Genomic DNA, 24,033 nt, shown 5'->3' on the forward strand with positions numbered 1-24,033 from the left:
ATGCCCAGCTGCTCGAGCAGCGTGTCGGCCGAGGCCTCGGCGCGCCCGGCGGGAAGGCCGTGCAGCCGGGCCAGGTAGACCAGCTGGTCACGGACCCGCATCTTGGGGTAGAGCCCCCGCTCCTCCGGCATGTAGCCGGTGCGGCGGCGGGCGGCCGCGTCCATGGGCCGTCCCTGCCAGCGGACCTCGCCGGAGTCCGCGGCGAGGACGCCCAGCACGATCCGCATCGTGGTGGTCTTGCCCGCGCCGTTCTGCCCGACGAAGCCGAACACCTCTCCTGGCCGGACCGTGAACGACAGCCCGTCCAGCGCCTTCTTGTCGCCGTATCTCTTCTGCAACCCGAGGATCTCCAGCATTCGCCCACCCTGCCTGTTGTGTCCCGGTGCGCGCCAACCGGCCCCTCACTCCATGATCACCGTGACACCGCGTGAGCTTGCATAATGGGTGCGTTATCCGCCCGGCGCCGGAGGCCTCGCTGACACTCGCCAGACGAGCGACTCGACTGCTGACCGGCAGGGTGTCGAGGCAGGCACGGGGGCCGCGCATCCAGGGCCTGGCGGCCGGCCTCGCGGCCGTCGCCGTCGTCATCGGGGCCGACGTCGTGCAGGGGCCGGGGCTGCAGTACCTCGGCGTCCTCACCGTGGCGCCGTTCGTCACCGCGATCTTCGCGGCCCCCGTCGACGTGCTCGCCGTCGGCCTGGCCACCCTCCTGTCGAGCCAGGCGTTCTACGAGGCGCAGCGGACCGCGAGCAGCAGCGGGCAGGCCGGCCGGCTCGGCTTCGTCGTCGCCGCGACGTTCACCGCCGCGCTGGCCGCGACCGTCCGCCAGCTCAACGACCGGCGCCTGCGCGAGATCACCGACATCGCAGAAGCCGCCCAGGCCGCGATCCTGCGCCCCCCTCCGGAGCGCTCCGGGGCGCTCCGGTTCGCGGCGCGCTACCGGTCCGCGACGGCCTCGGCCAGCGTCGGGGGCGACTTCTACGACGTGCTCGCCACGCCGTACGGCGTCCGGCTGATCGTGGGGGACGTCCGGGGCAAGGGGCTCGACGCCGTACGCCTGGCCAGCGCCGTGCTCGGCAGCTTCCGGGAGGCCGTCTTCACCGCAGGGTCGGACCTGGCCCGGGTGGCGCGCATCGTCAGCGACAGCACCGCCCGCTCGATGGCGATCGAGGACTTCGTCACGGCCGTCCTCGTGGAGCTCGACGACGAGGGGCGCGGGTGGCTGGTCAACTGTGGCCACCCAGCGCCCCTGCGCCTGACGTCCACGGGGGAGGTGCGGGTGCTGGAGCCCCACCCTCCGCAGCCCCCGCTCGGGCTCGTGACCGCGCCGGTCGGCGAGGAGGTCGCGCTGGCACCGGGGGAGCGGCTGCTGCTGTTCACCGACGGGCTCGTCGAGGCCCGGGACTCCTCCGGGCGGTTCTTCGACCTGGAGCAGGCGGTGCGCCGGATCGGCGCGCGCCGTTCGCGGGAGGACGCGCTGGACGCCCTGCTCGACGCCGTGGACGCACACAGCAACGGGGCACGCGGCGACGACACCGCAGTGCTCCTGGTCGAGCACGTGGGTGTCGGGTCCGACGTGGACGTCGTCACCCTGCACGCTGATTGACGGGTGCCGGAGGCGCGCCTAGCCTGCGCAGACGCCCATCGGGCGGACTCGGCGTGGGGGTCGCCAGGGAGGGGCGACTCGTGCAGGAGGAACGAGCGGACATGCGCGAGCGCCGGCCCGGGAGCAGGCAGCGTCCCTGTCGGCGGGGGCGCCGCCGGTGAGCTCGAGGAACCCCGCGGACGCGGCACGCTCGCCCCTCTCGCCGGCTCCGCCCAGCTCACCTGGTGCCGGGAGCTCCTGGGACGTCTCCCGCCTCACCCCCAACCGCCTCCGCGTCTACGTGACGGTGGTGGAGCGGCAGTCGATCCGGGCGGCCGCGCGCGAGCTGGCGCTCAGCGAGGTGGCCGTGCGGCAGAACCTCTCCGAGCTCACGGACGTCACGGGCGGCACCTCGCTGCTGAGCCGTGGCGGGCAGGACGGCCGCCTGGTGGTCCCCACCGTGCACGGCCGCCGCGTGTACGCCGCGGCCGGCGCGATCCTCGCCCAGGCCGAGGCGTTGGCCCGGCTGGGCAGCTCGCTCCACGTCCTCGCGTTCCATCCCCAGCACGCGGGCCTGGTCGCGCCTGCCTGGCGGGCCGCCGGCATGCCCGAGAACGTCGAGCTGCTGCTGCTCGCCGAGGACGAGGGCGGTCGACGGCCGGGCGAGGAGCGAGCCCTGCGGCAGGTCGAGGACGGGCTCCTGGACATCGTCGTCGGCTCGCCGGCGCGCGTTGCGGACAACCCCGGGCTGCGGACGGAGCGGCTGTTCACGGCCCGCCTGGAGGCGCTGCTGCCGCCGGGTGACGACGCTGTCAGCGTCGAGGTCGCGGCATTGGCCGGCCGCCGGCTCCTGCTGCCCCCATGGGGCGTCCGGGGAAGGCAAATACTTGAAACAGCATTCGCTGAACGAGGCAGCGTAACTCCGCACGTCGTGCTCGAGTCCGCCGACGAAGGCGCGCTGGAGGAGTTCGCACGGCACGGTGCGGGCACGGTGGTGCTCGGCTCGGACATGACCGCGCCGTTCGCCCGCCTCGCCGAGCGGGAGGGCTTCCGCTGGGCGCCCGTCGTCGACGGCGGGAGCGAGCTCGGCTACCCGGTGTCGGTCACGACCAGGACGGAGGCGGGGCCGGTCGTCGACGCTCTGCGCCGACGGCTGCACGAGGCGGCAGCACAGCTGCGGTGCGCCCGGCGCTCGGACGGCTGATCCTCGTCCGATCGCCAGCGCGGGCTGTCATGCCGTTGTAACTTCGCGGTTCGCGTCCGGAAGCGGGGGTTTCGCCGCCGCAAGTTGTGCTTGGTCACGACGAAGTAACGATTCAAATTTCAGATACTTCTGCTTGACGACACCATCTGGCCTCATTACGTTCCCGTTTCATGGACGGCGCTGTCCCTGAGCAACGGGCGAAACCCCTCATCCCGGGTCCGTCCGCCGCGCTGCTCGGCGTCGCCGACCGGCGCCGGCTCCACTGCCGGGGTTGAGCTGTCCAGCCCGTGCGCTTTCCCGCCCGACCGGCGCCCGCCCCTCGCGGTCCCGCCCGTCGGCCCGCCCGTCGGTGAGCAGCAGCTCGCCGTCGGGCAGATCCGTCCCATCAGCAGCGAGGAGTTCCCACGCAATGAAGCGAAGTCGGCTTCGTCTGCTCTCCGTGCCCCTGGCGGTCGCCCTTCCGGCGGCAGCCCTGGTGGCCGCGGTGGCGCCCGTGGCTTCGGCCGCGGACCCGGACCCGTTGGACCCGAACAACTACGAGAAGATCACGATCACCAAGGACACCGGCGAGCCGATCGACATGGCCGTCATGTCCGACTCGCGCATCCTGCACACCGCGCGCAACGGTGATGTGCGGCTGACGGACCCGTCCACCGGCGTGACGCGGATCATCAACAAGATCGACGTCTACGGCAACTCCGAGGACGGCCTGCAGACGGTCGCCCTGGACCCCAACTTCGCCACGAACAAGTGGGTCTACCTCTACTACGCACCGCGCGTGATGAGCGGGACGGCGCAGAACGGCGCGCCGTACCCGACGACGACGCCGGCGGGGAGCGCTCCCAACGACCGTCCCGCGGGCGCGGACAACTCGTACTGGAACCAGTGGCTCGGCTACAACCAGCTGTCGCGGTTCAAGTGGAACGACGCCACCCAGGCCCTCGACCTGACGACCGAGCAGGTCATCATCAAGGTCGAGCAGCAGCGCGGGCAGTGCTGCCACGTCGCCGGCGACATCGACTGGGACGCCGCGGGCAACCTCTACCTCTCCACCGGTGACAACACCCCCGCCAGCGCTCCGGGCGCCAGCGGCATGGCGCCGAACATCTCGACCCCGACGAGCAACCCGGGTCACGACGACCGGCGCGGCGCGGGCAACACCAACGACCTGCGCGGCAAGATCCTGCGCATCAAGGTCGCCGAGGACGGCAGCTACACCGTCCCCGCCGGCAACCTCTTCGCGCCCGGCACCGCCAGGACCCGTCCCGAGATCTTCGTGATGGGCCTGCGCAACCCGTTCCGCATGGAGGTCGACGAGAAGACCAACACGGTCTCCTGGGGCGACTACGGGCCCGACTCGGGCACCGCCATCGCGAACCGTGGCCCGATGGGCTACGTCGAGTGGCAGATCACCTCGCTGGACACGCCGCTCAACGGCGGCTGGCCGTACTGCCACGGCCCGAACGCGAACTACAACGAGTACAACTACGCGACGAACACCCCCGGTGAGTTCTTCGACTGCGCCGCCGGCGCCAAGAACAACTCGCCGCTGAACACCGGCCTCCCGACGGTGCCGCCGGCCACCGCGCCGCAGCTGTGGTACGGCGACCGCGACACCGACCAGCCGTGGCCCGAGCTCACCGCCTTCCGTACGCCGGACTCCTCCGGCCAGGCGCCGATGGGCGGCCCGATCTACCACTACGACGCGGCCAACCCGTCGCAGACGAAGTTCCCGGCCCACTGGGACAACAAGGCCTTCATGGCCGAGTTCTCCCAGGACTACGTCGCCGCGCTGACGGTCGACTACGCCAGCCCGGCGAAGACCGTCACCAAGCTGGAGAACTTCTTCCCGAACGGCAAGGTCACCTCCACCGCGTCCCCGCGCTGGGACAACGTGATGGACATGGAGTTCGGCCCCGACGGCTCGCTCTACGTCCTCGAGTACGGCGACGGCTTCTTCCGCCAGAACCCCGACGCCGGCCTCTACCGCGTCGACTGGGCGCCGGGCAACAAGACGCCGCAGGCCCAGTTCACCGCCACGCCGAGCTCCAGCAGCTCCGCTCCGCTGACGGTCGCCTTCGACGCGGGCCGCTCGCTCGACCCGGAGGGCGCCGCCCTCACCTACGAGTGGGACTTCAACAACGACGGCGTCTTCGACGCCACCGGCGTGACCGCGTCGTACACGTACAACACCCTCGGCGCGTACACCGCCCGACTCCGGGTGGCCGACGCGTCGGGCAAGACCGCCGTCACCTCGCGCCGCGTCTCGGTCGGCAACCAGGCCCCGACGATCTCGGTCTCGACGCCGAACGGCGGGTTCTTCAACTGGGGCAAGGCCGTCCCGTGGTCGGTCACGACGAACGACGCCGAAGAGGGCACCAACACGGTGTGCTCGCGCGTGTCGGTCATCTACGGCCTCGGCCACAACACGCACGCCCACCCGCTGACCACGGCGACCGGCTGCGCCGGCGCCTGGGCGACCCCGGCCGACGCTCCCGAGCACGGCCCGACGGAGAACATCTACGGCGTCATGCTCTTCACCTACACCGACGCGGGCGCCAACGGCGTCCCGGCGGCGTCCGGTGAGGCCGAGGTCATCCTCAACGACAAGAACCAGCAGGCCGAGTGGTTCGACGCGCAGTCCGGCGTCCAGGTCACGGCGGACGCCAACGCGGCCGGCTTCAACAAGGTCACCTCCTTCGACGCCGGTGACTTCATCGGCTGGGACCCGGTGAACTTCTCCGGCATCACCGGCGCGCAGGTCAAGGGCTCCGGCCAGGGCACGCTCGCGTTCCGCTGGGGCTCGGTGGACGCGGCTCCGTTCGCGACCGCCGCGTTCGGGGCGGGTGAGGGCTGGAAGACGGTCAACCTCGCGCTCACCGGCACCTCGCTGCCGACCGGCTCGGGCAAGCTCTTCGTCACCTCGACCGGCGGCGTGGACGTCGACCAGATCGAGTTCCTCGGCAACGGCCTCAACGACGTCACGGCCCCGACGGTCACGGCGACCACCTCGCCCGCGGCCAACGGCGCCAACGGCTGGTGGACCTCCGGCAACGTCACGGTCACCATCGCGGCCACCGACAACGGCGCCGTCGCGTCGCGTCAGTACCGCACCGTCACCGCCGCCAACCAGTGCACGGCTGCCGGCGCCACGTGGACCAACGTCCCGAACAACGGCAACGTCGTCATCAGCGCCGAGGGCACGACCTTCGTCTGCTACCGGGCGACCGACAACGGCGGCAACGTCTCCGCCGTCGGCAACGTCCAGGTCCGCATCGACCGCACCGCGCCGACGGGCACGCTGCCCGGCGTCGTCAACGGCTCGATCGCGAACTCGGCCTACCTGGTGCCCAGCGCCACCGACACCGGCGGCTCCGGCTTCCTCAGCGTCTCCGGCGTCACCGTGGACGGCAAGAGCTACGGCGCGGCCCAGCCGATCGACCTGTCGGCCCTGTCCCTCGGTGCTCACACGATCGTGTTCACCGTCAAGGACGTGGCCGGCAACACCAAGGTCGAGACGCTAGCGTTCACGACCACGGTCTCCTTCGACAGCATCGACGCCCTGATCGGGCGCTACGCGGCTGCTAAGACGATCTCGGCGAGCGCGGCGGCCAGCCTGCGCGACCGGCTCGAGGCCGCGGAGACCCGCGCCGAGCGTGGCCAGCTCTCCTCGGCGATCAGCTACCTCGAGCAGTTCATCAAGCGGGCCGACAGCCAGGTCAAGCAGAAGGCTGCGCACGACGTCCTCGTCCGCGACGCCCGGGCGCTCATCGCGTCCCTCGAGGGCTGACCTCGGCCCACTGCTCCACCTGCACGTCCTCCAGAACCACCAGCACCACCGCATTCCCGGCCGGCCCGACGGCTCCACGCCGTCGGGCCGGCCCCCCGGTTCGCCACCCTCCCGGACCCGCTCGGCCCGGTGGAATTAGGAGAAACGCAATGAGCAAGCTCAACCGCCGGAACTTCCTCGGCCTGGCCGGGGCTTCCGCCATCGGCGTCGCGGCCACCCCGCTCCTCGGCGCGGGCACGGCCAACGCCGCCATGAGCGTCTCGAAGCTCAACACGCCCTCGCAGAGCATCGGCCTGCAGCTGTACAGCGTCCGCAACCTCATCAGCGGCACCGGCGCGGTCGGCTTCGCCGCCACCTTCGAGGAGCTGGCCCGCATCGGCTTCAACGAGGTCGAGTTCGCCGGTTACACCCAGGGCAACGTCGGCGCGATCACCACCGCGCAGATCAAGGGCCTGCTGGACGGCAACGGCCTCAAGGCCATCGGCTCGCACATCAGCTGGAACAACCTCACCAACCCCTCGCTCAACACGCTCGAGTTCGAGCGGGCCGTCGAGCTCGGCATGCCGTTCATCGGCACCGCCAACGACTTCCCCGGCACCACGGTGGCGGCCATCCAGGCCGGGGCCGCGCTGTTCGCCGCGGCTCAGGTGAAGGCCGCGACCTACGGGCTGCGCATCTACCAGCACAACCACGCCAACGAGTTCATGTTCACCGACGACGCCCCGAGCCGCCGCCGCTACGAAATCTTCATCGAGGCCGTGCAGGCCGCGGGCGGCTGGGCTGCGGGCGCGTTCCTCGAGATGGACATCCTGTGGGCGTACGGCGGCGCCCGCAAGTACGCGGTCCCCGGCGGCAGCAACAACCGCGGCGTCCCGCTGCCCGGCGGGGCGTTCGGCTTCGACCCGGCCGACTGGGTCGCCGCCAACCCCGAGCGCTACGTCCTGTTCCACACCAAGGACGGCCTGCCCAACACGGACCCCGCGCAGGGCAACTCCTACACGCCCGCCGAGTTCGGCGCCGGCACGATCGACTTCCGCTCCTTCTTCAAGAAGGTCGGCGCGAAGACCGAGCACCACCCGCTGTGGGAGCACGACAACGCGCCCAGCACCCCGGCCGTCCTCGGTGGCGCCATGGGCGCCGCGGAGCGCAGCTTCGACGCGATGTTCGCCACCCGGACGCTCACGTGGCTCGACGAGCTCGCCGCCCTGGTCGCGCGCCTGGTCGCGGACGGCCGCGTCAAGGCCGCTGTCGGGGACGACCTGCTCGGCCGCGTGAACAACGCGATCAAGCGCTACGAGGGCGGGCACGAGGAGTCGGCGATCGGCTACCTCGGCCAGTTCATCGCGAAGGTCAACAACCAGGTGAAGGGCGACGCCGACGCCAAGGCCGTCCTCATGGGCGACGCGCAGATCATCCTCGACTGGCTGCAGCAGTCCGAGGACAAGGAGAACGGCGTCGTCTGACGCCTGCCCGCCGCTCGCCGGCGGGACGTTCCTCCTGACGGGCCCCGGCGCGCACCGCGCCGGGGCCCGTTCGCGTTCCCCCGGCCTCGTCGGCCGCGTGGGCGGTTGCCGACGACGGGATCGTTTTGGGCCGCTGCTACCGGCGGCTCCGGTGGGTTCATGGTGCCTAGTGGGCGAAAGAGCTCGTGGCGAAGCCTTGTCGTGCGTCACGGGGAGGAGAACTCTGGCCCGGTCAGTGCTTGTCCAGTGGCAAAGGAGCTATGGGATGGGTCAGAACATCAGTCGGCGCGGCTTCCTGGGCACCGCCGGCGGGGCGGCGATCGGCGTCGCGGGGCTGTCGATGGCAGGGCCGCTCGCCGGGCGCGCCGGGGCGGCGATGGCCGTGGCCGCCAAGGACACCCCGTCGCCGAGCCTCGGGTTGCAGCTGTTCAGCGTGCGCAACGCGATCAGCTCGTTGGGCTTCGCAGTCGTGTTCGAGACGCTGGCGCAGCAGGGCTACAAGGAGGTGGAGTTCGCGGGCTACACCTCGCCCGCGTCCCCCGGCATCACGATCCCGCAGCTGCGCCAGTTGCTGGACGACAACGGGCTCAAGGCCATCGGCTCCCACATCAGCCTCAACAACCTGCTCAACGCCGGCGTCCGCGAGCAGCAGTACGAGATCGCGGTGCAGCTGGGCATGCCCTACATCGGCACCGCCAACGACATCCCCGGGCAGACGGTCGCCGAGATCCAGGCCGGCGCCGACCGCTTCAACGCCGCCGCTGACGTGGCCGCGACGTACGGTCTGCGGATCTACCAGCACAACCACGCCAACGAGTTCGCCTTCACCGCGGACCAGCCGAACGTGCGGCGCTACACGCCGTTCATCAACCGCATCGACTGGAGCAGGAACGTCTTCCTCGAGATGGACATCCTCTGGGCGTACGGCGGTGCGCGCAAGTACGCGCAGCCCGGGGGCACGAACGGCCTGCCGCTGCCGAACGGAGCGTTCGGCTTCGACCCCGCGAACTGGGTCGCCGCCAACCCCGAGCGCTACCGGCTGTTCCACGCCAAGGACGGGACGCCGAACGCCGACCCCGCGAGCGGCAACTCGTTCACACCGAGCGAGTTCGGCGCCGGGACGATCGACTTTCGGTCGTTCTTCGCCAAGGTCGGTGCCCGCTACGAGAACCACCCGCTGTGGGAGCAGGACAACGCCCCCAACACACCGGCGGAGCTGGGCGGGGTGTTCGGCGCCTCCCGGCGCAGCTACCTGGGGATGTTCGAGACCCGCACGCTGACCTGGCTGGACGAGATGCACGCACTGGTCGGTCGGATGGTGCTCAACCGACAGCTCACCGCGAGCGTGGGCGCGGGGCTGCAGGACCGCCTCGACCGGGCCATCAGCCGCTACCAGGACGGCCACGAGGAGTCCGCGATGGGCTACCTCGGCCAGTTCGTCGCCAAGGTCGGCAACCAGGTGCGCGGCTTCTCCGCGTCCAAGGCCATGCTGCTCAGCAACGCCGACATGATCATGGGCTGGCTGCAGGAGTCCGAGGACCGGGAGCTTGGGGGCTAGCCTTCACGGCACGGCGACGGGACCGGCGAGCCCGCCGGTCCCCGTCGTCGGAGCCGGCGTCGTCAGTGCGGGCTGGGAGCCCTGCTCAGCCCTGCTGCGCGGCGATCTGCTGACGGACGTCGTCCATGTCGAGCGCGCGCACCGCATCGATCACCTGCTCGAGCGCCGGCGCCGGCAGCGCACCCGGCTGACGGAAGACCAGCACGCCCTCGCGGAACGCCATCAGCGTCGGGATCGAGGTGATCTGAGCGGCGCCGGCCAGCGCCTGCTCGGCCTCGGTGTCGATCTTGCCGAACACGATGTCCTGGTGCTTCTCCGACGCCTTCTCGTACACCGGGGCGAACGAGCGGCAGGGGCCGCACCAGCTGGCCCAGAAGTCCACGAGCACGATGTCCGACTCGCTCACGGTGGACTCGAAGGTCTGGGCGGTCAGGTCGACCGTGCTCATGCCGTCTCCATGGTCTCGACGTTGCTGTCGTGGGCGGCAACGGCCACTGCGGGCCGAGCATTCCTCCGGCCGCTGGGCTGTCAGCGGCGAGGCGGGGCCGGCCAGCAGGAGTCGCCGTGCGGCAGGCGACCCCCGTGGATGCTCGCCCCGGCGCGCCACCGTCAGCGCTCGGTCGACTGGTAGACGTCCGGCACACCGTCGGCGTCGGCGTCGACCTCCTCCGCGGCGCAGATGGACGCGTGCGCGCGGCTGCGCAGCCGCAGCACGACGGCCGCGATCGCCGCGGCGAGCAGGGAGCCGGTCAGGACCGCCACCTTGACGTGCTCGTCGCGCTCGCTGCCGAGCCCGAACGCCAGCTCCCCGATGAGCAGCGACACCGTGAAGCCGATGCCCCCGAGGATCGCCAGCCCGACGACGTCGAGCCAGGAGAGCTCGGAGTCCAGGTCGGCGCGGGTGAACCGCGCGACCAGCCAGGTGGCGAGCGTGATGCCGACCGTCTTGCCGACGACCAGGCCGAGCACGATGCCGAGCGCGACCCGGTCGCTGAGGGAGTCGCCGAGCCCCGACAGGCCCCCGACCGTCACGCCGGCCGCGAAGAAGGCGAACACGGGGACGGCGACGCCCGCGGACAACGGGCGGAACCGGTGCTCGAAGTGCTCGGCCAGCCCCGGCCCGGCCTCCGGCCCGCCCGCCTGCGCGCTGCGGACGACCGGCACGGCGAAGCCGAGGAGCACCCCGGCCACGGTCGCGTGCACCCCGGACTCGTGTACCAGGACCCAGGTGACCGCCGCGAGCGGCAGCAGCAGCCACCAGGAGCGGACCCGACGCTGCACGAGCAGGGTGAACGCGGCCAGCGGCACGAGAGCCAGCAGCAGCGGGCCGACCTCGAGGTCGGAGGTGTAGAAGAGCGCGATGATCGTGATGGCGATCAGGTCGTCGACCACCGCGAGCGTCAGCAGGAACGTGCGCAGCGCCGACGGCAGGTGACGGCCGATGACGGCGAGCACGGCGAGCGCGAACGCGATGTCCGTCGCCGTCGGGATCGCCCAGCCCTTGGCCGCGCCGTCGCCGGCGCCCGCCGCGACCACGGTGTAGATGAGCGCTGGGACGAGCACGCCGCCGACCGCGGCGGCGACCGGGACCGCGGCCCGCCGCGGGTCGCGCAGGTCACCGGCGACGAACTCGCGCTTGAGCTCGAGGCCCGCGACGAAGAAGAAGATGGCCAGCAGGCCGTCGGCCGCCCAGGTCCCCAGGCTCAGGTCCAGGTGGAGCGAGGACGGGCCGACCCTGGTGTCGCGCAGGTCCTCGTACGCCTCGGACCAAGGGGAGTTGGCCCAGACCAGGGCGAGCGCGGCGCCGGCCAGCAGGAGCGCGCCGCCGATGGTCTCCTTGCGCAGGATCTCGGCGATGCGGGACGCCTCGGGCCAGGAGCCACGGCCGAGCAGGCGACGGGACGAGTGCGACTGGGCCACGAGGGCTCCTCATGCTGCGGGGACGACAAGGACGTCGCCGACCAGACTTCCCGGCACACCGCGGCCCAGTGTAGGGACCGGCGGGAGCCCAGCCGGGCACCGTGGTGCCGGTCACGATACGCCGTACGGTGCACGAGGTCGCGGGCGGCCCTTCCACACGCCGGACACGGCGGCTGCCACCTCGACGGCGGTGACGACGCGGCGTGCAGCAGCTCGGCAGGTCCTCGCCGGAGACCGCCGCGGCGTCGGTCCCGGCGCAGGTCACGGCTTCGCATCAGCCCGCCCTGCACCGGCCTTCCGGACTTGTCCGACCTGCTCACGGCGCGCACCATGCCGGAGCCCGATCCCTGCGTCCCGAGGTCGAGATGACGACGAAGCATCCCCGCACGTCGACCGCCGCGGTAGCCGCCGCAGGCCTGGCCGCGTCGCTGCTGGCCGCGTACGCCGCCCCTGCGTCGGCGGCGACCGGCACCGCCCCCGGAGCCCCCGGGGCGGACGCCACCTGGACGACCGGCGCCAAGACCGGCGTCGGCACGTCCACCACCCTCGCGTCGAAGGTCTGGTACACGCTCGCCGACGGCGTGCTGACCGAGGTCTACTACCCGCGCGTCGACGTCGCGGACTCGCGCTCGCTGGAGCTGATCGTCACCGACGGCCGCACCTTCGCCGAGAGCGAGGCCACGGCGACCGACCACGTGACCGGGCTGGCCGACGACCGCGGCCTGGTCTACCGCCAGGTCAACACGGACAAGGACGGCCGCTACGCGATCACCAAGACCTACGTGACCGACCCGGCGCGCTCGACGGTGATGGTCAACGTGGAGTTCCGGTCGCTGGACGGCGGCCGCTACCAGGTGTACGCCCGCTTCGATCCCGCGCTCGCCAACTCCGGCCGCCACGACCGGGCCTGGACCTCCGGCGGAGCCCTGCTCGCCGAGGACTCCGGCGGTGCCGACGAGGTGGCCAGCGCGCTCGTCGCGGACAAGCCGTTCCTCGCCACGTCCAACGGCTACGTCGGCACCTCGAGCGACGGCTGGGAGGACCTTCGCGCTGACTTCGACCTCGACGACGCCTACGGCGAGGCCACCGACGGCAACGTCGTCCAGGTCGCCCGCCTGCAGCTCGGCGGGACGGCGCGCACGTCCACGGCGGCCCTCGCCCTCGGGTTCGGGGCGACGTCCGGCGAGGCCCTCGCCACCGCCCGGGCCAGCCAGGCGACCGGCTTCTGGGACATCCGCCGGGCGTACTCCGACGGCTGGCACGACTACCTGGGCTCGCTGGCGAAGGCGCCGAAGAGCGTCCGCCGGGACCACGAGCTCTACACGCAGTACCGCGTGGCTGCCATGCAGCTCAAGGCGCACGAGGACAAGACGTACCGGGGCGCCAACATCGCGTCCCTCACGGTCCCGTGGGGCGAGGCCCAGAACGCGAACGAGGCCGGGGTCGGCGGCTACCACCTGGTGTGGGCGCGCGACCTCTACCAGGTGGCGACGGCGCAGCTCGCCGCCGGCGACGTCGCAGCGGCGAACCGCTCCCTGGACTACCTGTTCGACGTCCAGCAGCGGCCCGACGGGTCGTTCCCCCAGAACACCCTGCTCGACGGGACGCCGTACTGGCAGAGCCTGCAGCTCGACGAGGTGGCCTTCCCGATCGTGCTGGCCTGGCAGCTCGGGCGGACCGATGCCGACTCGTGGGGACATGTGAAGCGGTCTGCCGACTTCCTCGTCGGCCGGGGCCCGTCCACGCCGCAGGAGCGGTGGGAGGAGGAGGGCGGCTGGTCCCCGAGCACCATCGCCGCCGAGATCGCCGGGCTGGTCGCCGCCGCGGACATCGCCCGGGCCAACGGGGACGGGACGTCGGCCGTCCTCTACACCGCCGTGGCCGACGAGTGGCAGCGCAAGGTGGAGTCGTGGACCTACACGACCACCGGGCCGCTGGGTGACGGCCGCTACTACGAGCGCATCGACGACAACGGCAACCCCGACGACGGCGCCGCCCTCTCGATCAACAACGGGGGCGGGACCTGGGACGAGCGCGAGGTCGTCGACGCCGGGTTCCTCGAGCTGGTCCGCCTCGGGGTCAAGCCGTGGAACGACCCCTACGTCACCTCGTCCCTGCCCGAGGTCGACTCCACGATCCGCGTCCAGACCCCGAACGGCGCGATGTGGTACCGCTACAACCACGACGGCTACGGCGAGAAGGCCGACGGCTCGCCCTACACCGGTGAGGGCGTCGGGCGGCTGTGGCCCCTGCTGTCCGGTGAGCGCGGCGAGTACGAGCTGGCCGCGGGGCGGCCCGCCGACTCCCACCTGCGCACGATGGCGGCCGCCGCGAACGAGGGCTACCTGATCCCCGAGCAGGTGTGGGACCGGCCTGAGGCGACCGCGTACGGCCACCGGTTCGGGGAGGGCACCGGCTCCGCCACGCCGCTCGCGTGGTCGATGGCGCAGTACGTCCGGCTCGCGCTCTCGATCGACGCCGGCCGGCCCGTCGAGACGCCGTCGGTCGTCGCGGACCGGTACGCCCGCGGGGCGGTGCCGGCCGGCCCCACGCTGTCGCTGACCTCGCCCGTCGAGAGCTCCGTCACGGACCGTCCGACGGTGACCGTCACCGGGACCACGGACGCGACATCGGTCTTCGTCAACATCGGCACGACCACCACCCCGGTGCCGGTCGTCGACGGCTCGTTCTCCTACGCGGCCCCGGTCGTCCGCGGCGCGAACGCCATCACGGTGGTGGCCGTGGCGGCGAACGGCGGGACCTCGATCGTCACCCGCAACGTCACGTCGAACAACTTCGGCACCCCGCTGGGGGGAGTCGACGACCCGAGCGGTGACGACAACGGGCCGGGGACGTACGTCTATCCCGCGGACGCCGCCTACAACGCCGGGGCGTTCGACATCACCCGGTTCGCCGTCTTCGACGACGGCACGAGCTACAACTTCGTCACCACCATCCGGGGCGACATCCGCAATCCCTGGGGCGGCAACTCGATCTCGGTGCAGCGGCTGAACGTCTACGTCCGGACGGGCACGGGGGCGGGGGCGGTGCCGGCCCTGACCGGCACCAACGCCCGGCTCGCCGCACCATACGACGTCGTCGTCACGGGCGAGGGCTTCTCGACGCCGACGGTGCAGAACGCCGCCGGCGGCGTGGTGGCCACCGGCTCGCTGCAGGCGCTGCCGGTGACGCGACAGATCGCCGTGTCGATCCCGAAGAGCGCGTTCGGCGCAGCCGGCCTGGCCTCGGCGTCGTACGCCGTCGCGATCATGAGCCGGGCGGACGCGGGGGAGGGGGCGGGCAACATCCGCCCCGTCTACGCGCTGGACTACTGGCAGTCGACGGCCGGGACGGGCATGTCGTGGATCCACGACCACCGGTTCGGAGGTGGGGCCGGCGTGTGGACGGACGCCGGCGCCGCCAGGGACACCGACACGCGTGACCCGAACGTGCTCGACATCCTCACGCCGCCGGGGGTGACGCAGGCCTCGGCGCTGTCGTGGTCGGACGGGGTGCCGGCGACCCTGCCGTACGTCACGCTGGGCTGACGCGGACGACGAGAGGGCGCGGCCCGGACGGGCCGCGCCCTCTCGTCTGCGAACTGAAGCCGGGTTCCGTAAGCCGTCCTCCCCTGGTGGGGCGGACGCTGCGGCCGGCCTGTCGCCAGCCCGTCGACCGGGGTGTCGCTCAGGCGGCGGGCCGCCGGTAGACCGCGACGTAGTCGACGACCATGGGGACCCCCGAGGCCGTGGCCGCCGTCGGGAGGCCGGGCCACCCGCCGCCGATGGCCACGTTCAGGATCAGGAAGTAGCCGTGGCTGAAGGCGTCCTGCCACGTCTGTGCCGGCAGCTGGTCCTGACGGACGCTGAAGTACTGGATGCCGTCGACGTACCAGCGCAGCTCCTCCAGCGTCCCGCTGCGGTCCCACTCGACCGCGTAGGTGTGGAAGGCCGACTGCAGGCTCGGCTGGCCCATGGGCCGGGTGCCGCTGAGCCCGTCGAACTCGTTGCACGGCCCGCCCGGCGCGACCCCGCAGTGCAGCGTGCCCCACACCTGGTTCGCCCCGTTGACGTTCTCCAGGATGTCGATCTCGCCGACGCGCGGCCAGGCGAGCGTGCCGCGGAAGGGCGCGCCGAGCGACCAGAACGCCGGCCAGATGCCCTGCGCCGCCGGGCCGCTCACGTCGGGCAGCCGGATGCGCCCCTCCATGCGCAGCACGCCTCCTGCCGGAGGCTCGAAGTCGCTGCGCCTGGTCTCGATGCGGGCGGACGTCCACTGCCCGGTGGCGCCGCGGATCGGCGTGATGCGCAGGTTGCCCCGCCCGTCGGTGCTGACGTTGGCGGGGTCGTCGGTCATCGTCTCGATCTCCCCGGTGCCCCACTGGGGAGGGCCGCCCGGGTACTGCGTGCCGATGTCGAAGAGCCAGTTCGCCGACGACGGGAGCTGGCCGTCGGGGCCGTTGAAGTCGTCGGCCCAGACGGTGGCCCAGCGGGCAGCCGCGCCGGAGCGGACCGTGACCTCGGTCGTGGTGACGGCGGTCGCGCCCTCCGGCCCGGAGAGCCGGACGCTCGCCCGGAAGACCCCGCTCGCGGCGTAGGAGTGCCTGCCGAAGACGCCCCACGCATCGGGGGGGCCGGCCAGGACACCGGGCGAGGTGGTCCCGTCGCCCCAGTCGATGACGGCACTGAGCGCCGACCGGTCGATGCCGGGGGTCGTGGCCGTCGCCAGTGCGGCGGAGAAGGCCTGTCCCTGCGTCGCCGTGACGGCGGACGGGGTGAGCCCGACCGGGCCGGCGGCGGCAGCGGGCGGGCCGGCCAGCGTGGCCGCGGACAGGGCCGCGCCGGCCAGCAGCGCGAGGCGGGCGCGTACGCCCCGTCGCTGCCTGGTGGGCGACGGCGTGGGGGACGGAGACATCACGGACATGCAGACCTCCCGACGACGGTGGCGGAGTGCCGGACGGCATCCTTGCCGCAATTGCGACGAATGGGCCATCTCCCCGGCGCCGGCGGCGCGCCGCCGCGCGTCCGGCCGCAACGCGCCGCGGTTCCAGGGCGAGGACGTCGAGCGCGAGCCGTGGCTGGTGGACGAGGTGCGTGCCCTGGCCGCAGAGGGGCTGCACCCCGGGGCAGCTCGCGCCGGCGTAGGCGGTCCCGGGACGAGGGACGCCTGCCCGGCCCGTTGTCGGCAAGGATGGGGATGCAGCCGCCGGCCTCCAGCTCCAGGCCGACGGCGTCCAGCGCGAGGCGCTCGCCGAAGCGGCGCTGACGCCCTCGAGGCGCATCAGGGGCCTGCTCACGCGCCCACGCCAGCTCGCGCCGCCCGCGGGGCCGCCGGACCGGCCCGCGCCCGGTAGCGTGCCGGGCGCGGACGAAGGAGGCCGAGTGACCCGCACGAGGGGCCCGGAGCGGCCCGTCGACGGCCCCGCAGGGCTGCTGCCCGACCCGCGCGCCGTGCCGCAGTCCGCGCTCCCTGTCCGCTCTGCGCTGGCCGGCCTGGCCCGGGCACTGGAGGGCGGGTCCGCCGTGCTGGTGGCGCCGCCCGGCACCGGCAAGACCACGCTGGTCCCGCTCTGGCTCGCCGACGCGGTCGCCGGCCGCGTCGTCGTCGCCGAGCCCCGCCGGGTCGCCGCGCGTGCCGCCGCGCGGAGGATGGCGTCGCTGCTCGGTGAGCAGGTGGGCGGGCGCGTCGGCTACACGGTCCGCGGTGACCGCCGGGCCTCGGCCGCGACCCGGGTCGAGGTGGTCACGACCGGCGTGCTCGTGCAGCGGCTGCAGCGCGACCCCGAGCTGCCCGGGGTGGACGCCGTGGTGCTCGACGAGTGCCACGAGCGCCACCTCGACACCGACCTCGCGCTGGCCTTCTGCATCGACGTGCGCGCCGCGCTGCGACCGGAGCTGCTGCTGCTCGCGACGTCGGCCACCGCGGAGGCCGGCCGGCTGGCCCGCGTGCTCGGGGACGGCCCGCCGGCGCCCGTCGTCACCGCCCGCGGCGCGCTGCACCCCATCGAGGTCGTGTGGGCGCCGCCACCGGCACCGGTGACCCCGCCGTACGGGCTCCGCGTCGACCCCCGGCTGCTCGACGCGGTCGCGGCGACCATCCTGCGCGCGCTCGCGGAGGACGAGGGCGACGTCCTCGCCTTCCTGCCCGGGGTCGCCGAGATCCGGTCCGTCGCCGGGCGGCTCGGCGCCCTCGCGGGGGTGGACGTGGTCGCGTTGCACGGTCGGCTGCCCGCCGCGGAGCAGGACGCGGTGCTGCGGCCCGGGCCGCGGCGGCGCGTCGTGCTGGCCACGTCGGTGGCCGAGAGCAGCCTGACCGTGCCCGGCGTACGCGTCGTCGTGGACTCCGGGCTGGCCCGGGTGCCGCGCCTGGACCCCGCACGCGGGCTGGGCTCGCTGGTGACGGTCCGCGCGTCCCGCGCCGCGGCCGAGCAGCGTGCCGGGCGGGCCGGGCGCGAGGCGCCGGGGCGGGCGTACCGCTGCTGGAGCGAGGCCGACCAGGCCCGGCTCCCCGCGCAGCCCGAGCCGGAGGTCGCGGGCGCGGACCTGACCGGCTTCGCGCTGGAGCTGGCCCGGTGGGGCGCGCCCGGCGGTGCCGGGCTGGCGCTGCTCGACCAGCCGCCGGCCGGCGCCTTCGAGAGCGCGCTGGAGGCGCTGCGCGCGCTGGGCGCGATCGACTCCCATGGCCGGGCGACCCCGCGCGGGCGGCGCCTCGGCGCGGTCGGCGCCGGCCCGCGGCTGGCCCGGGCCCTGCTCGACGGCGCGCCGCTCGTCGGCCGCCGGGCGGCCGCCGAGGTCGTGGCCCTGCTCGCCGAGCCGGGTGGCCAGGACGGCGACGACCTGCTCGCAGCCCTCTCGCGGCTGCGCGCCGGCCGGCCCGGGCCGAGCCGGGACGACAGCGCCGCTTGGCGGCAGGAGGCGCGCCGCCTCGAGGCCCTCGTCGACGCCGACGCGGCCCCGCCCGCGCCCGTGCCGCCGGACCTGGCCGCCGGGCTGGTCGTCGGGCTGGCCTTCCCCGAGCGGCTGGCCCGCGTGCGCGAGCCGGGCGGGACGGCGTACCTCATGACCGGCGGGACGGCGGTGGAGCTGGGCCCGGGCACCGCCCTGCACGGCGCGGAGTGGCTCGCGGTGGCGGTCGCGGACCGCGCGCCCGGGCGGTCCGCGGCGCGCGTGCGGGCGGCCGTGCCCGTCGACGAGGCGACGGCGCAGGAGGCCGCCCCGGGACTGCTCGCGGCCGAGGAGCGCGTGGCCTGGACGGGCGGCGACGTCGAGGCCGTACGCGTCGAGCGCCTCGGCGCGGTCGTGCTCGCCGAGCGCCGGCTGGACGCACCCGACCCCGCGCTGGTGCGCGCCGCCCTGCAGGAGGGGCTCCGCCGCGAGGGGCTCGCGCTGCTGCCGTGGAGCGCCGAGGCGACGGCGCTTCGGCAACGGCTGGCCTTCCTGCGCGGCGCGCTCGGGGAGCCGTGGCCGGACGTGGCCGACGCCGCGCTGCTCGACCGGGTCGACGAATGGCTCGGGCCCGAGCTGGCGACGGCGCGACGGCGGGCCGACCTCGCGCGGGTCGGCCTGGCGGCAGCGCTGCGCCGGATGCTGCCCTGGCCGGCGGCGGCGCGCCTGGACGAGCTCGCGCCGGAGCGGCTCGAGGTGCCGAGCGGGGCACGGCGGCGCGTCGACTACTCCGAGCCCGCCGCCCCCGTGCTGGCCGTGCCGGTGCAGGAGGCGTTCGGCTGGCTGGAGGGGCCGGTGCTGGCCGGCGGCGCCTGCCCGGTCGTGCTGCACCTGGTCTCACCGGCGGGCCGGCCGGTGGCGGTGACGCGGGACCTCGCGTCCTTCTGGCGGCAGGGCTACCCCCAGGTGCGCGCCGAGCTGCGCGGGCGCTACCCGAAGCATGCCTGGCCGGAGGACCCGCTGAGCGCGCCCCCGCGGCGTCGCCGATGAGCCGCCCGCGGCGGGGCGGGGCGGGGGACGCCGGGAAGGCCGCTACGGTTGCGCGCGTGCGCAGGTCCACCTCCGTCTCCCTCGGGCTCACGGCGCTGCTCGCCGCCGGGCTCACCGGCTGCGGCGGCTCCGACGGCGACGACGTCAATGCCGTCTGCGTCGACGCGCAGACCCAGCAGCGCGTCGACGACGACGAGTGCGACGACGACGCCTACAACGGCTCGGTGGCCGGGTCGCCGTTCCTCTGGTACTTCCTCGGCCGCGCCTCGGCCGTCCCGGCCTTCGGGGTCCCCGTCGTCGGGTACGCCGGCAGCTTCTCCCCGCCGGCCAGCCTCTCCGGCGTGCGCACGGGCATGCCCCGGGCGGGCGCGGCCAAGGGCTACACCGGCGGCAAGGTCACCAAGGTCTCCCGGGGCGGCTTCGGCTCCTCCGGTGGCAAGAGCGGCGGCTGACGATGTGGCGGCACTCCTCGCCACCCCGCAAGGACTGGCGCCGGACCGTCGAGTCGCAGGGGCTGGTCTACCCCACGACGAAGCACGCCGACGGCAGCGAGACGGCCTACTGGAACGAGTCCGCCTTCTACGAGCTGTCCGAGGCGGAGGTGGAGCACCTCGAGGAGGCGACCGAGGAGCTCCACCGGATGAGCATCGAGGCCGCGCGCTACCTGGCGTCGGGGGAGCTGGGGGACCTCGGGCTGGTGCCCGGCGCTCTCGAGCTCGCCCGGGCCAGCCTGGAGCGCGGTGACGTAAGCGTCTACGGCCGTCTCGACCTGCGCTACGACGGCACCGAGCCGGCCAAGCTGCTGGAGTACAACGCCGACACCCCGACCGGGCTGGTCGAGGCGAGCGTGGCGCAGTGGTACTGGCTCGAGGACGTCATGCCCTCGACCGACCAGTGGAACTCCCTGCACGAGCGGCTGGTCCAGGCGTGGCGGTCGGCTCGGCCGAAGCTGCGTTCTCCTGTTGTGCACTTCGCACACCATCCGGACGACGAGACCAACGAGGAGTGGATGACCGTCGCGTACATGCGCGACGTCGCCACCGAGGCCGGCCTGGAGACCGTCGGGCTGACCGTGGCCGACATCGGGTGGGACTTCGACCGGCGCCGCTTCGTCGACCTGGTCGAGGCGCCCATCGACACGGCGTTCGTCCTGTACCCGTGGGAGGACATGCTCCGCGACGAGTTCGGGCGCCAGATCATGGCGGACCCGCTCGGGACGACGTGGGTCGAGCCCGCGTGGAAGGTCCTGGCCTCCAACAAGGCCCTCCTCGCCGCGCTGTGGCACTGCTTCCCGGACTCGGAGCACCTGCTCCCCGCGTACCTGGACGAGCCCGGCCCCCTGACCGAGTGGGTGGCCAAGCCGCTGCACGGGCGGGAGGGCGACGGCATCCGGGTCTCGGCGGCGGACGTCACGCACGAGCAGCGCAGCGAGCGCTACGGCGCCGAGGGCTACGTCTACCAGCAGTACGCGCCGCTGCCGGCCTTCGACGGCAACTACGCGGTCATCGGGGCCTGGGTCGTGGACGGCAAGGCGGCCGGTGCTGGGATCCGCGAGTCGGACGGGCTCGTGACCGACAGCCGGGCCCGCTTCGTGCCGCACGCGCTGTCGGCGCCCCGGCCCGACCCGTCCACTGCTTCCGCGTGGCTGCGCGAAGCCTGACCTTCACTTCAGCGAAAGGGAGCACATGCTCGAGAGCCTCGGCTACGCACTCGCCTACACCGGCGTCGGCCTGGTGATGCTGTACGCCGGGTTCCTCGCCCTGGACCTGCTGACGCCCGGCAAGCTGTCGCACCGGATCTGGGGTGAGGGGAGCGTCAACGCGGCGGTCGTGTCCGCCGCCGGGACGCTCGGGCTCGGCGGCATCGTCTTCACGGCGATCTGGACGAATGCCGAATCCGGCTTCGGTGATGCGCTGTGGTGGACGATCGTGTTCGGCCTCGTCGGCGTCGCGCTGCAGAGCGTGGCGTTCGTGCTGCTGGACCTCGTGACGCCGGGCAAGCTGGGAGCCATGGTGTGCGAGCGCGCGTTCGTGCCGGGGACGCTGGTCGTGGCGGCCTCGCAGCTGGCCGTCTCGCTGATCGTCATCGCCTCCATCGCCTGAGCCTCGTGTTCCGGCGCGCACGCGAGCTGGCCCTGCGGCTGGTCCTGAAGCTGGCCAACAACGGGCGGGTGCTGTTCTGGGCACTCCTGCTCGACTACGTGGCCTGTGCAGCCGCGTACGCCCTGCTGGAGGACAAGGGGCCCATCTCCTCGCTGTGGTGGGCCATCGTCACCGGCTTCACCGTGGGCTACGGCGACTTCTACCCCGAGACGACCGCGGGGCGGGGGATCGGGGCCTTCCTGATCGTGACCACGTGGTTCCTGTCGCTGCTCGCCGGGGCCTTCATCACGGCCCGCGCCGTGATCGACGCCGACGAGTTCAGCCACGAGGAGCAGGAGGAGATCAAGGCCTCCCTGCGGCGGATCGAGGAGCGGCTGGGGACGCTGCCGGCCGACACCTAGCCGCGCGGCTACCCCAGCTCCCGCTCCTGGCGGGCCTGCTCCGCCAGCAGCCGCAGCGCGCGCTCGCCCTCCGGGCCCTCCTGGGCGAGCGCGCCCCGCATGGAGTCGAGCTTCTGCTCGCCCGCCGGGAACGGCGGCAGCAGCGGGACCTCCGGGTCGACGACCGCCTCGAGCACGACGGGGCGGTCCGCGCGGAGCGCCGCCTCCCACGCGGGCCCCACCTGCTCCGGGGAGTCCACCCGGATGCCGCGCAGCCCGAGCAGCTCGGCGTACGCCGCGAACGGGAACGCGGGCAGCCGCTGACTCGCCTCGAAGCGAGGGTCGCCCTCCATCTCCCGCTGCTCCCAGGTCACCTCGGCCAGGTCCCCGTTGTGCAGGACGCAGACGACGAAGCGCGGGTCGCTCCATTCGCGCCAGCGTGCAGCCACCGTGACGAGCTCGTTGATCCCGTTCATCTGCATCGCCCCGTCGCCGGCGAGGGCGACGAGCGGCCGGTCAGGGGCCTCGAGCTTGGCCGCGATGCCGTACGGCAGCGCCGACCCCATGCTGGCCAGCGTCGAGGACAGGTGTGCCGGCACGCCCGGCGGAAGCGCCAGGTGCCGGGCGTACCAGTAGACGACCGACCCGACGTCGACGCTGACCCGCGCGTCCGCGGGAAGCCGGGGCGTGAGCGAGCGGATGACGAGCTCGGGGTTGAGCGGCTGGGCGGGCAGCTGCGCCCGGGCCTCGGCGAGCGCGTGCCAGCGCTCCACCGCGGCGACGACCTCCCGCCGCCAGCTGTCGTCGGGGCGGGGCTCGAGGAGCGGGAGCAGCGCGGTGAGCGTCTCCGCCGCGTCGCCGGGCAGCCCGACCTCGACGGGGTAGCGGTTGCCGAGGTTGCGCGGGTCGAGATCGACCTGGACCGCGCGCACCTGACCGGGCGGCGGGTAGAACTCCGTCCACGGGTCGTTGCTGCCGACGATGAGCAGCGTGTCGCACGAGCTCATCAGGAAGGCGCTCGCGCTCGTGCCCAGGTGCCCCATCACCCCGGTGCTCGCCGGGTGCCGCTCGTCCACGAACGGCTTGCCCAGCAGGCTCGTCGTGACGCCGGCGCCGAGCCGGTCGGCCACGGCCTGCACCAGCTCGCCTGCCTGCCGGGCGCCCTGCCCCACGAGCAGCGCGACCTTCCGTCCGGCGTTGAGGGCCTCGGCCGCCTCGCGCAGGTCCTCCTCCTGCGGGCGGACGCGCGGGCGGCGCCACTCCGCGCTGCTGGAGATGACGCCGTGCTGCTGGGGCAGCGGGTCGGGCGCGTCGAGCCCCCGGACGTCGTGGGGCAGGACGACCGCGCACGGCTGGCGGGTGGCGAGCGCCGTGCGGAAGGCGCGGTCGACCACCATCTGCGCCTGCTCCGCGGTCGACACCGTCTGCACGTACGCGGTGGCGTCGCCGAAGAGGGTCTGCAGGTCCACGCCCTGCTGGTACGCCGACCCCAGCACCGACCGCTGCTGCTGGCCCACGATCGCGACCACCGGGACCGAGTCCAGCTTGGCGTCGTAGAGGCCGTTGAGCAGGTGGATCGCGCCCGGCCCCTGCGTCGAGAGCATCACCCCGACCCCGCCGGCGTACTTCGCGTGGCCCACGGCCATGAGGGCGGCGTTCTCCTCGTGCCGGGCCTGGACGAGCTCCGGGCGGCCGCCCGCGCGTCGCAGGGCACCGAGCACGGTGTTGATGCCGTCGCCGGAGTAGCCGAAGACCCGGTGCACGCCCCAGGCCTGCAGCCGCTCGACGACGAGGTCGGCGACCAGCCGCCGGTCCTCAGCCACCCGGGCGGCTGTCCACGTCCGACGCCGCGGGCGTGCCCGCGTCCGTCGCCTCCGCGGGGACACCGTGCGCCGGGTCCAGGCTCACGTCGCTGATCGGGTGGCCCTCCGCCGTGCCGGGCACCTCCGCGGAGGGGTCGAGCGTGCGGCCCGACCCGCTCGCCGCCGGGATGCCGCGGTCGAGCGCCTGCTCGCCGTACCTGTCGCCGCCGTGCTCCCCGGCCTGCGGTGTCGTCTCGTCCGTCATGCCGGCCTTCTAGCCGCTGAGCCGCCGTTC

At 73.5% G+C, this 24,033-nt stretch carries 16 protein-coding genes and 1 pseudogene; 11 read left to right on the forward strand and 6 right to left on the reverse strand.

The window, feature by feature from the left end; translation table 11 throughout:
- Positions 1 to 356: ABC transporter ATP-binding protein (locus tag G9H72_RS19965; RefSeq protein ID WP_166174454.1), on the reverse strand; the 356-nt coding region annotated here is incomplete at its 3' end.
- Between the two features lie 161 nt (positions 357 to 517).
- Between G9H72_RS19965 and G9H72_RS19970 the strand changes: the two genes are divergently transcribed.
- From G9H72_RS19970 to G9H72_RS19990, 5 genes are all read left to right on the forward strand, one after another.
- Positions 518 to 1,606: a PP2C family protein-serine/threonine phosphatase gene (locus G9H72_RS19970; RefSeq protein ID WP_166174456.1), complete on the forward strand. Its 1,089-nt coding sequence runs from the start codon at positions 518 to 520 to the stop codon at positions 1,604 to 1,606.
- 157 nt (positions 1,607 to 1,763) lie between these two features.
- Positions 1,764 to 2,789 carry a LysR family transcriptional regulator gene (locus G9H72_RS19975; RefSeq protein WP_166174458.1) on the forward strand — a complete coding sequence of 342 codons (1,026 nt, stop codon included), beginning with the start codon at positions 1,764 to 1,766 and terminating at the stop codon, positions 2,787 to 2,789.
- A 439-nt stretch (positions 2,790 to 3,228) separates the two neighbouring features.
- Complete coding sequence (locus tag G9H72_RS19980; protein WP_331272451.1) at positions 3,229 to 6,579, forward strand: PQQ-dependent sugar dehydrogenase; 3,351 nt, start codon at positions 3,229 to 3,231, stop codon at positions 6,577 to 6,579.
- Between the two features lie 149 nt (positions 6,580 to 6,728).
- The gene (locus tag G9H72_RS19985; protein ID WP_166174462.1) at positions 6,729 to 8,042 is read left to right on the forward strand and encodes a sugar phosphate isomerase/epimerase family protein; all 1,314 of its coding nucleotides are present in this window, start codon (positions 6,729 to 6,731) and stop codon (positions 8,040 to 8,042) included.
- A gap of 265 nt (positions 8,043 to 8,307) precedes the next feature.
- Positions 8,308 to 9,600, forward strand: coding sequence for a sugar phosphate isomerase/epimerase family protein (locus G9H72_RS19990; RefSeq protein WP_231127579.1), 1,293 nt, complete (start codon positions 8,308 to 8,310; stop codon positions 9,598 to 9,600).
- Between the two features lie 85 nt (positions 9,601 to 9,685).
- Here G9H72_RS19990 and trxA read toward each other — a convergent pair whose 3' ends face one another.
- Both trxA and nhaA read right to left on the reverse strand, forming a co-directional pair.
- Positions 9,686 to 10,048, reverse strand: coding sequence for a thioredoxin (gene trxA / locus G9H72_RS19995; RefSeq protein WP_166174464.1), 363 nt, complete (start codon positions 10,046 to 10,048; stop codon positions 9,686 to 9,688).
- 161 nt (positions 10,049 to 10,209) lie between these two features.
- Positions 10,210 to 11,520: a Na+/H+ antiporter NhaA gene (gene nhaA / locus G9H72_RS20000; protein WP_166174467.1), complete on the reverse strand. Its 1,311-nt coding sequence runs from the start codon at positions 11,518 to 11,520 to the stop codon at positions 10,210 to 10,212.
- A 365-nt stretch (positions 11,521 to 11,885) separates the two neighbouring features.
- On the opposite strand from nhaA, the gene G9H72_RS20005 reads away from it, so the two are divergent.
- Positions 11,886 to 15,068, forward strand: a complete 3,183-nt coding sequence (locus G9H72_RS20005) for a glucan 1,4-alpha-glucosidase (RefSeq protein WP_166174470.1) — start codon at positions 11,886 to 11,888, stop codon at positions 15,066 to 15,068.
- 145 nt (positions 15,069 to 15,213) lie between these two features.
- Here the strand turns inward: G9H72_RS20005 and G9H72_RS20010 are convergent.
- Positions 15,214 to 16,161 (reverse strand): annotated as a pseudogene (locus G9H72_RS20010) (glycoside hydrolase family 16 protein); the annotation flags it as partial.
- Between the two features lie 788 nt (positions 16,162 to 16,949).
- Between G9H72_RS20010 and hrpB the strand changes: the two are divergent.
- Genes hrpB through G9H72_RS22080 form a run of 5 tightly spaced genes read left to right on the forward strand, consistent with a single transcriptional unit; the run spans position 16,950 to position 21,957 of the window.
- Positions 16,950 to 19,454, forward strand: a complete 2,505-nt coding sequence (gene hrpB, locus G9H72_RS20015) for an ATP-dependent helicase HrpB (protein WP_166174513.1) — start codon at positions 16,950 to 16,952, stop codon at positions 19,452 to 19,454.
- A 56-nt stretch (positions 19,455 to 19,510) separates the two neighbouring features.
- Positions 19,511 to 19,906, forward strand: a complete 396-nt coding sequence (locus tag G9H72_RS20020) for a hypothetical protein (protein ID WP_166174473.1) — start codon at positions 19,511 to 19,513, stop codon at positions 19,904 to 19,906.
- 2 nt (positions 19,907 to 19,908) lie between these two features.
- Positions 19,909 to 21,114 carry a glutathionylspermidine synthase family protein gene (locus tag G9H72_RS20025; RefSeq protein WP_166174476.1) on the forward strand — a complete coding sequence of 402 codons (1,206 nt, stop codon included), beginning with the start codon at positions 19,909 to 19,911 and terminating at the stop codon, positions 21,112 to 21,114.
- A 25-nt stretch (positions 21,115 to 21,139) separates the two neighbouring features.
- Entirely contained in the window at positions 21,140 to 21,556 is a 417-nt protein-coding gene (locus tag G9H72_RS20030; RefSeq protein ID WP_166174479.1) for a DUF350 domain-containing protein, read from the forward strand.
- Positions 21,557 to 21,561: 5 nt separating this feature from the next.
- Positions 21,562 to 21,957, forward strand: a complete 396-nt coding sequence (locus G9H72_RS22080) for a potassium channel family protein (RefSeq protein WP_407939615.1) — start codon at positions 21,562 to 21,564, stop codon at positions 21,955 to 21,957.
- Positions 21,958 to 21,965: 8 nt separating this feature from the next.
- Here the strand turns inward: G9H72_RS22080 and G9H72_RS20040 are convergent, their stop codons facing one another.
- Entirely contained in the window at positions 21,966 to 23,759 is a 1,794-nt protein-coding gene (locus G9H72_RS20040) for a thiamine pyrophosphate-requiring protein (protein ID WP_166174485.1), read from the reverse strand.
- Positions 23,752 to 24,003: a hypothetical protein gene (locus G9H72_RS20045; RefSeq protein ID WP_166174487.1), complete on the reverse strand. Its 252-nt coding sequence runs from the start codon at positions 24,001 to 24,003 to the stop codon at positions 23,752 to 23,754. Before G9H72_RS20045 ends, G9H72_RS20040 begins: the two co-directional genes overlap by 8 nt.
- Positions 24,004 to 24,033: the final 30 nt, after the last annotated feature.

Source organism: Motilibacter aurantiacus (genome assembly GCF_011250645.1).
GTDB classification, from domain to species: domain Bacteria; phylum Actinomycetota; class Actinomycetes; order Motilibacterales; family Motilibacteraceae; genus Motilibacter_A; species Motilibacter_A aurantiacus.